Source organism: Pseudomonas fluorescens, from assembly GCF_000968015.1.
Classification (GTDB): Bacteria; Pseudomonadota; Gammaproteobacteria; order Pseudomonadales; family Pseudomonadaceae; genus Aquipseudomonas; species Aquipseudomonas fluorescens_W.
On record NZ_LACH01000060.1, the window covers coordinates 1,677 to 10,530 of the forward strand.

An 8,854-nucleotide genomic window follows, 5' to 3' on the forward strand; every position below is an offset into this window, starting at 1 on the left:
GGGGGGGGGGGGGGTGGTTCTCCTGTCCGACACCATCTACAACCGGAACCTGACATGCCCAAATCACTAACCCGCTGGATCCCCCGAGCAGCCTCCTTGCTGCTCTGCCTCCTATTCTGGCAACTCGCCGCCAGTCACCACTGGAACCTCGGCCTGGTCACCTTCACCAACGTCCCGACGCCACTGGCGGTCATCCAGGCCGCCCTCGGCCTCGGCGACTCCGGCAAGCTCGCGCAACACCTCGGCAGCAGCCTCAGCCGGGTCTTCGCCGGTTACCTCGCGGCACTGATCATCGGCATCGCGTTGGGCCTGGCCATCGGCCGCTCGAAATGGGCTGAAGACCTGCTGCTGCCACCGCTGGAAGTCCTGCGCCCGATCCCCGCCGTGGCGTGGATTCCGCTGGCGATCCTTATGTTCCCCTCGTCAGAGCTGTCGATGGTTTTCATCACCTTTACCGGCGCGCTGTTCCCGATTCTGCTCAACACCGTGCATGGCGTCGAAGGCGTCGATCCACGGCTGATCGCCTCGGCGAAAAGCCTCGGGGCAGGGCGCCGGGCGATTCTGCTGGAGGTGATCCTGCCCGGCGCTGCGCCAAGCATCATCACCGGCCTCGCCATCGGCATGGGCACCTCATGGTTCTGCCTGGTGACCGCCGAAATGATCTCCGGCCAATACGGCATCGGCTATTACACCTGGGAGTCCTACACCATCCAGAACTACGCCGACATCGTGGTCGGCATGTTGCTGATCGGCGTACTGGGGATGGGCAGCAGCCTGCTGATCAAACGTCTGGGCGGGCTGTTCACGCCCTGGCACCGACCACGAGGAAAAGCCTGATGAGCGTGATGCAAACCCCTGAAGGGCGGATCGACATCCGCCAACTGTCCATCGTCCTCGGCGAAGACAAGCAAGCCTTCGAAGCCGTGCAAGGTCTGGATTGCCAGATCGAACCGGGGCAATTCGTGTGCATTCTCGGGCCGTCCGGTTGCGGAAAATCGACCTTGCTCGGCGCGCTGGCCGGTCATCTGCAACCGCGAACCGGCACCCTGAAAGTCGACGGTGCGCCAGTCTCGGGCCCGTCCCCGCAGCGCGGCATGGTGTTCCAGCATCACACGCTGTTCCCTTGGCGCACCGTGCGCGACAACGTTGCTTTCGGCCTGAAAATGCGTGGCATCGGCAAAGCCGAACGTCACCAGGCAGCCGACGAAATCCTTGCTCTGGTGGGCCTCGAAGGGTTTGCCGAGCGCTGGCCTGACCAACTCTCCGGCGGCATGCAGCAACGGGTAGAAATCGCCCGGGTGCTGATCAATCGCCCGCGCCTGTTGCTGATGGACGAACCCTTCGGCGCCCTGGACGCGCTGACCCGGTTGAACATGCAGGAGCTGCTGCTGGACATCTGGACGCGAATTCGCACCACCGTGGTGTTCGTCACCCATGACATCGATGAAGCGCTGTTCCTCGCCGATCGGCTGCTGGTCATGAGTTCGCGCCCGGGCCGGATCATCGAAGACCTGCGCCTCGATTTCCCACGGCCACGCACCACCGAACTGGTCACCAGCCATGAGTTCTCCCGCTTGAAGCGTCATTGCCTCGAGTTGCTGCGTCACGAAGACGGTCGGCAGTTACCACGCCTGAACCCTCTCGGACTTCCCCTTGAAAACAAACTGCCGCGATTTGCCCTATGACCTCTCTATTCGATGTAACCGATAACGACGACATTCTCGCTCTGCAACCACGCCTGACGGATGAAGATCCCGGCGTGCGCAGAATTGCCCTGATCGAACTGGCCGACCTCGAAGAGCCGGACGGTTTGCTTTGGCTGGTCAATCGACTGGCGCAAGACCCGACCGAAGAAGTCCGCGCCGAAGCCGCGCGATTGCTCGAAGCCTGGGAGGACGAACCGGTGGTTGAAGCGCTGTGCCAGGCCCTGACCGACCCTTCCAACGCCGTGCAAGCTGCTGCCGCGCAAAGCCTTAGCTTGCTCAAGACCGAGGCGGCGGGCAGGGTGATTCTGCCGTGGGCCGGGCATGTCGACATCAACGTGCGCATCGCCGCTTTCCGGGCATTGCGTGAGTTGCGCTTCCCCGATGCCGCCGCTGCCGCTTTAGAGGCATTGACCGACGAAGACGCCAGCGTCCGCCGCGAAGCCGTCGGCGTACTCGGCTGGCTCAAGCAGCTCGATGCCTTGCCGGCGCTTGCTCGATTGGCCAGTGACGACCCGGACACCGAAGTCCGCCGCGCCGCCACCGGTGCCCTGGGCCTGGCCTCCGACGCCCACGTGTTGCCGGCGCTGCGCCAGGCCTTGCAGGACGAGGCCTGGCAAGTCCGCGAAGAAGCCGCCACCACGCTGGGCAAGGTCGGTCACGTCGACGCCGGCCCGGCCTTGGTCGAAGCCTTGAGCGACGCGTACTGGCAAGTGCGCCTGCGCGCCACCCGCAGCCTCGGTCGTTTGCGTTACGTCCCGGCCCTTGAAGCGTTGATCGAAACCCTCGGCCACCGCATCAGCAACTTGCGCAAGGAAGCTGCGCTGGCGCTCGGAGAGTTGAACGACCGAGGCGCCATCGCACCCTTGCAAGCCGCGCAGGATGACGGCGACCCGGAAGTGCGCAAAGCCGTGCGCATCGCCTTGAGTCAGCTGCAATGAACCCGGTGGCGATTGGCAATTCCCAGAGCAAACAGCAGTTGCGGTTGAACTGGCCGGATGGGCGTGAGCAGTTGTTGGACCATGCTGAGTTGCGCCGCCAATGTCCGTGTTCGCAATGCCGGGCGTTTCGCCTGCAAGGGTTGAGGGTGAAAGTCGATGAGCGCATCCGTGTGGTCGAACTCAATTCCCAGGGCTATGGCCTGCAACTGATTTTCAGCGACGGCCACGAACGCGGCATCTTCCCTTGGCCTTACCTCTCAGGACTCACCTGAAACCTGTAGAAGCTGTGTAGGAGCTGTCGAGTGAAACGAGGCTGCGATCTTTTGATCTTGTTTTTAAAAAGCAAAGTCAAAAGATCGCAGCCTCGTTTCACTCGACAGCTCCTACACAGCTCCTACACAGCTCCTACAAGTCCTTGCCAGAAAAAAGCCAAAAGAGTACAAATGTACTCCATGACGACTTTAACTCCCCGCCGCACCGCCATCCTGACCTTTATCCGCGATCGAATCGCCGAGCATGGCCAGTCCCCGAGCCTCGCTGAAATCAGCGAGGCGTTCGGTTTCGCCTCCCGTAGCGTGGCACGCAAGCATGTGCTGGCGCTGACCGAGGCCGGTTTCATCGAGGTCAATGCGCATCAGGCCCGGGGCATTCGTTTGCTCGGGCAACCGGCGCGGCCCGAGTTGCTGGACATTCCGGTACTCGGCCGGGTGGCGGCGGGTGCGCCGATCGGTGCCGATGCCGAGGTTCACAGCCGCTTGCTGCTCGACCCGTCGATCTTCTCGCGGGTGCCGGATTACATGCTGCGGGTCCAGGGTGACTCGATGATCGAGGACGGCATTCTCGACGGTGACCTGGTGGGCGTGCACCGCAATCCCGAGGCGGTCAACGGCCAGATCGTCGTCGCGCGACTCGACGGGGAAGTCACCATCAAACGTTTCGAACGGGTCGGCGAGGTTGTCCGATTGCTGCCACGCAATCCGGCCTATAAGCCGATCATCGTCGAAGCCGATCAGGACCTGGCCATCGAAGGGGTGTTCTGCGGTCTGGTGAGGCAAGGGTGATGGGCGCCGTCGTTGCGCTGGATACGCTGTTCAATGGCGGCCAGGTCTGGAAGGGCCGGCCTGCGCCACCGGCCGTCAGCCCGCAACCCACCGGGCATGCCGCGCTGGATGCAGCGTTGCCTACGGGTGGCTGGCCGGAAGCGGCGCTGACCGAAATCCTTTTGGCCGGGCAGGGTGTCGGCGAGCTGCAACTGGTGTGGCCAGCGCTGGCGCGGTTGTCCGCCGCGGGCGAGCGCATCGTGCTGGTGGCGCCGCCTTACGTGCCATACCCCCAGGCCTGGCAGAATGCCGGGGTCGATCTGCGTCAGTTGTCGATCATCCAGGCCAGCGAGCGCGATGCCTTGTGGGCAGCGGAACAATGCCTGCGTTCGGGCAGTTGCGGCGCGGTGTTGTGCTGGCCGCACAAGGCCGATGACCGGGCGTTGCGGCGCTTGCAGGTGGCGGCGGAAACCGGCTCGACCCTGGCGTTTGCCTATCGCTCGATCAATGAAGCGATCAACCCTTCGCCCGCGGCGCTGCGTATCGCCATCGATGCCAAACCTGCGCAATTGCGCGTGCTCAAGTGCCGGGGTGGGTTGGCGCGTTCGGCGCCGATTGCCTTCCCTGTGGGGCATTGAGGTTGCCATGCGCTGGGTGTGCATTCTCTTCCCGCAATTGGCGCTGGACGCGGTACTGCGTCAGCGCGCCGATCCCGATGAGCCGCTGGCGCTGCTGACCGGCCCGGCCCAGCGTCGGGTGTTGCAAGCGGTCAACGCTTCGGCCCGGGTGTTGGGCTTGCGTCCGGGCCAGTCGATGACCGCCGCCCAGGCCTTGAGCAAAGGGTTTGTCACGGCTGAATACGACGCTGCCGAGATCGAGCACTGGCAGCAGTTTCTGGCCGCCTGGGCTTATCGATTCAGTTCACAAGTCAGCGTGCATTACCCGCGTGCGGTGGTGTTTGAAATCGAGTCCAGCCTGGGATTGTTCGGCGCCTGGCCGCAATTCGAGGCGCGGTTGCGGACCGAGCTCGGCGAGCTGGGGTTTCGCCATCGGATTGTTGCCGCGCCCAACCCGGTGGCCGCACGGGTGCTGGCCAACGCGTATGACGGTCTGGTGGTGCCTGACGATCAAGCCTTGCAACATCATCTTGGGCAGTTGCCCATCGACCGGATCGGGCTGGAAACCAGCGTTGCCACCGCGTTGTCGCGCATGGGGCTGCGCACTTTGAGTCAGGTTCAGGCGTTGCCTCGCCATAGCCTGGCCCGGCGTTTCGAGGCCCAGGTGCTCAAGCATCTGGACGCCTTGCTCGGGTTACGGCGGCTGGCGCTGGCGTTCTACCTGCCGCCGGACCGCTTCGATGTGCGCATCGAGCTCAACTTCGACGTGCAGTCCCATCAGGCGCTGCTGTTTCCGTTACGCCGATTGACCGGCGACCTGTCGGCGTTTCTTTGCGGTCGGGACAGCGGCGTGCAGCGTTTCGACCTGCACCTGGAACACGCCGGGTTGCCGGACACCGTCATCAAGGTCGGCCTGCTCAGCGCCGAACGTGACCCGGCGATGCTCTTTGAACTGGCCCGGGGCCGGTTGGAGCACGTCCAGGTCGAGGCCCCGGTGCGCGGTTTTCGCCTGCGCGCCGAAGACTTGCCGGCCTTCGTTCCCCAGCGCCAGGAACTGTTCGACGACCGCCCGCAGCAGTCCTTGCCCTGGGAGCAACTGCGCGAACGCTTGCGCGCGCGGTTGGGGGATGACGCGGTGCAGGGCTTGCGGTTCCAGGCCGATCACCGGCCGGAATGCGCGTGGCAGGCCGCTGTCGACAGTCAGCGCTGTGCAGGGCTGCCTGGCGTGCAACGTCCGGGCTGGCTGCTGACTGAGCCGCTGGCGGTACACGAAGGTTCGACGCGCATCCTGATGGGGCCGGAACGCATCGAGTCCGGTTGGTGGGACGGCGCCGATGTACGTCGCGATTATTTCCTGATCGAAACCCGTTCCGGCCAGCAGGGCTGGGCCTATCGTGCGGTCGGTGAGGACGGCCCGTTGTGGCTGCAAGGCTGGTTCGCATGAGCATCGATTATGCCGAGTTGCACTGCCTGTCGAACTTCAGTTTCCAGCGTGGTGCTTCCAGTGCCCTCGAACTGTTTCAGCGGGCGAAAAAACAGGGCTACCAGGCCTTGGCGATCACCGACGAATGCACCCTGGCCGGTATCGTCCGCGCCTGGCAAGCGGCCAAATCCGTGGAGATGCCGCTGATTATCGGCAGCGAAGTGCGCATCGAGAACGGTCCGAAACTGGTGTTGCTGGTGGAAAACCTCGAGGGTTACCAGACCCTGTGCCGACTGATTACCCGAGCCCGGCGCCGCACGCAGAAAGGCCAGTATCAAGTGTTGCGGGAAGACTTCAGCGAACCTTTGCCGGGGCTGTTGGCGTTGTGGGTGCCGGACGCGGTCGATGACTTCGAACAGGGCTACTGGCTGAAACAGACCTTCGCCGAACGCCTGTGGCTGACCGTTCAGCTGCATCGCGGCCAGGACGATACCCGACGACTGACTGCGCTGCTGGCCCTGGCGGGCGAACTGCGGATTCCGGCAGTGGCCAGCGGCGATGTGCACATGCACGCTCGTGGGCGGCGCGCCTTGCAGGACACCATGACCGCGATCCGTCATCACGTGCCGGTGGCGGAGGCCGGGCTGCGTCTTCATCCCAATGGCGAGCGGCATTTACGCAGTCTCGATGCGCTGCAATCGATCTATCCGCAAACACTGCTCGACGAAACGCTGAACATCGCCCGGCGCTGCACTTTTGATCTCGGGCAGTTGCGTTATCAATATCCCCGGGAGTTGGTGCCAGAAGGCCAGACCGCCACGTCCTGGCTGCGACATTTGACCGAGAAGGGCATCGCGTGGCGCTGGCCAAAAGGCCCGCAGGCCCAAGTGCTGACGCAGATCGACAAGGAGTTGGAGCTGATTGCCGAGCTGGGCTACGAAAGCTATTTCCTGACGGTTCACGACATTGTGCGATTCGCCCGTGAGCAAAAAATCCTGTGTCAGGGCCGTGGTTCGGCGGCCAACTCGGCGGTGTGTTTTGCCTTGGGCATCACCGAAATCGATCCGGATCGCACCACGCTGTTGTTCGAGCGCTTTCTCTCCAAGGAACGCAATGAACCGCCGGACATCGACGTCGATTTCGAACACGAACGTCGCGAAGAAGTCCTGCAGTATGTGTTCCAGCGTTATGGCCGGACCCGCGCGGCGCTGACGGCGGTGGTCAGCTCGTATCACGCGGCCGGCGCGGTGCGTGATGTGGCCAAGGCCTTGGGTTTGCCGCCGGATCAGATCAACGCCCTGGCCGATTGCTGCGGCCACTGGAGTGATGAAACACCGCCTGTGGAACGCCTGCTTGAAGGCGGGTTCGATCCCGAGAGCCCGGTGCTGCGCCGGGTGCTGAGCCTGACGGGGCAACTGATTGGTTTTCCCCGACACCTGTCCCAGCACCCCGGCGGTTTCGTGATTTCCGAGCAGCCTCTGGACAGCCTGGTCCCGGTGGAAAACGCCGCCATGGCTGAGCGCACCATCATCCAGTGGGACAAGGACGACCTCGATGCCGTCGGGCTGCTCAAGGTGGATATCCTGGCATTGGGCATGCTCAGTGCGATCCGCCGCTGTTTCGATCTGTTGCGCCGTCATCGCTATCGGGACCTGAGCCTGGCGACGATCCCGTCCGAAGACTCGCAAACCTACGACATGATTGGCCGTGCCGACACCATTGGCGTGTTTCAGATCGAGTCCCGGGCGCAGATGTCGATGTTGCCGAGGCTCAAACCCCGGACCTTCTATGACCTGGTGATCGAGGTGGCAATCGTCCGTCCGGGGCCGATTCAGGGCGGGATGGTGCATCCGTATCTGCGCCGCCGAAACAAGGAAGAACCGGAGATCTATCCGTCCCCGGCACTGGAAACCGTGCTCAAGCGCACCCTGGGCGTGCCGTTGTTCCAGGAACAAGTGATGCAGATTGCGATCGTCGCCGCCGACTACAGCCCCGGCGAGGCCGATCAGTTGCGCCGCTCCATGGCCGCCTGGAAACGCCACGGCGGGCTGGAACCACACAAGGATCGCCTGGCCGCCGGGATGAAGAAAAACGGTTACACGGCCGAGTTTGCCGCGCAGATCTTCGAGCAGATCAAAGGCTTCGGCAGTTATGGTTTTCCCGAGTCCCACGCCGCCAGTTTCGCCTTGCTGACCTACGCCAGTTGCTGGTTGAAATGCCACGAACCGGCGGCCTTCGCCTGTGCGCTGATCAACAGCTGGCCCATGGGTTTCTACAGCCCGGACCAGATTCTGCAGGACGCGCGCCGGCATCATTTGCAGATTCGCCCGGTGGACGTGCGCGCCAGTGACTGGGATTGCAGCCTCGAACCGATCACCGGTGCCCAGCCGGCGATTCGCATGGGGTTGCGGATGATCAAGGGCTTTCGCGAGGACGATGCTCGGCGCATCGAAGCCGCACGGTCGAAGGGGGCGTTTATCGACATTGCCGACCTCGGCGAACGGGCGCGACTCGACGCCCGCGCCCAGGAACAACTGGCCGATGCCGGTGCGCTGCGTGGCTTGGCGGGTGACCGTCATCGGGCTCGCTGGGAAGTGGCGGGTGTGCAGAAACAGCTCGGCTTGTTTGCCGGTCTGCCGAGTCAGGAGGAGGGTGTGGTGTGTTTGCCCAAACCCACCGTGGGCGAGGACCTGCTAGCCGATTACAACAGCGTCGGCACCACGCTCGGCCCGCATCCGCTGGCTCTATTGCGGGGGGAATTGAAAGCCCGGCGCTGCCGCAGTTCGAAGGAGCTGCTGGATATCGAGCATGGGCGACCGGTCAGCGTCGCCGGGCTGGTGACCGGTCGACAACGTCCGGGCACTGCCAGTGGTGTGACCTTTGTCACCCTTGAAGATGAGTTCGGCAACGTCAACGTCATTGTCTGGCGCGACCTGGCCGATCGGCAGCGCCAGGTGTTGGTCGGCTCGCAATTGCTCAAAGTCGACGGGCGCTGGGAGAAGGAAGGCGAAGTGCGGCATTTGATTGCCGGACGGTTGAGCGACCTGAGCCCATTGCTCGACGGCATCAGCGTACGCAGCCGGGATTTCCGTTGACCTCCATACAACACTCCCTGTAGGAGCTGTCGAGT

General features: G+C 63.5%; 8 protein-coding genes. All 8 read left to right on the forward strand.

The window, feature by feature from the left end:
- Positions 1 to 54 precede the first annotated feature (54 nt).
- The 8 genes from VD17_RS24875 (at position 55) to VD17_RS24910 (ending at position 8,819) form a co-directional block, all read left to right on the forward strand.
- Positions 55 to 837, forward strand: a complete 783-nt coding sequence (locus VD17_RS24875; protein ID WP_046056126.1) for an ABC transporter permease — start codon at positions 55 to 57, stop codon at positions 835 to 837.
- A complete protein-coding gene (locus VD17_RS24880; RefSeq protein WP_046056127.1) occupies positions 837 to 1,685 on the forward strand; it encodes an ABC transporter ATP-binding protein in 849 nt (282 codons plus the stop codon). The genes VD17_RS24875 and VD17_RS24880 overlap by 1 nt, the downstream gene beginning before the upstream one ends.
- Positions 1,682 to 2,644, forward strand: a complete 963-nt coding sequence (locus VD17_RS24885; RefSeq protein ID WP_046056128.1) for a HEAT repeat domain-containing protein — start codon at positions 1,682 to 1,684, stop codon at positions 2,642 to 2,644. Before VD17_RS24880 ends, VD17_RS24885 begins: the two co-directional genes overlap by 4 nt.
- Entirely contained in the window at positions 2,641 to 2,916 is a 276-nt protein-coding gene (locus VD17_RS24890; protein WP_046056129.1) for a DUF971 domain-containing protein, read from the forward strand. The genes VD17_RS24885 and VD17_RS24890 overlap by 4 nt, the downstream gene beginning before the upstream one ends.
- Before the next feature lie 171 nt (positions 2,917 to 3,087).
- Positions 3,088 to 3,705: a transcriptional repressor LexA gene (lexA, locus tag VD17_RS24895; protein WP_046056130.1), complete on the forward strand. Its 618-nt coding sequence runs from the start codon at positions 3,088 to 3,090 to the stop codon at positions 3,703 to 3,705.
- On the forward strand, positions 3,705 to 4,322 hold the full coding sequence (gene imuA / locus VD17_RS24900) for a translesion DNA synthesis-associated protein ImuA (protein ID WP_008155007.1): 618 nt from the start codon (positions 3,705 to 3,707) through the stop codon (positions 4,320 to 4,322). The genes lexA and imuA overlap by 1 nt, the downstream gene beginning before the upstream one ends.
- Positions 4,323 to 4,329: 7 nt before the next feature.
- Positions 4,330 to 5,745, forward strand: coding sequence for a Y-family DNA polymerase (locus VD17_RS24905; RefSeq protein ID WP_046056131.1), 1,416 nt, complete (start codon positions 4,330 to 4,332; stop codon positions 5,743 to 5,745).
- Positions 5,721 to 8,819 carry an error-prone DNA polymerase gene (locus VD17_RS24910; protein WP_185753213.1) on the forward strand — a complete coding sequence of 1,033 codons (3,099 nt, stop codon included), beginning with the start codon at positions 5,721 to 5,723 and terminating at the stop codon, positions 8,817 to 8,819. Before VD17_RS24905 ends, VD17_RS24910 begins: the two co-directional genes overlap by 25 nt.
- Positions 8,820 to 8,854: the final 35 nt, after the last annotated feature.

What these genes read in the sequence shown, in the direction of transcription:
- lexA (WP_046056130.1), top strand. Translation starts at nt 3,088, where the DNA reads ATGTACTCCATGACGACTTTAACTCCCCGCCGCACCGCCATCCTGACC.
- VD17_RS24885 (WP_046056128.1), top strand. Translation starts at nt 1,682, where the DNA reads ATGACCTCTCTATTCGATGTAACCGATAACGACGACATTCTCGCTCTG.
- VD17_RS24880 (WP_046056127.1), top strand. Translation starts at nt 837, where the DNA reads ATGAGCGTGATGCAAACCCCTGAAGGGCGGATCGACATCCGCCAACTG.
- imuA (WP_008155007.1), top strand. Translation starts at nt 3,705, where the DNA reads ATGGGCGCCGTCGTTGCGCTGGATACGCTGTTCAATGGCGGCCAGGTC.
- VD17_RS24875 (WP_046056126.1), top strand. Translation starts at nt 55, where the DNA reads ATGCCCAAATCACTAACCCGCTGGATCCCCCGAGCAGCCTCCTTGCTG.
- VD17_RS24890 (WP_046056129.1), top strand. Translation starts at nt 2,641, where the DNA reads ATGAACCCGGTGGCGATTGGCAATTCCCAGAGCAAACAGCAGTTGCGG.
- VD17_RS24905 (WP_046056131.1), top strand. Translation starts at nt 4,330, where the DNA reads ATGCGCTGGGTGTGCATTCTCTTCCCGCAATTGGCGCTGGACGCGGTA.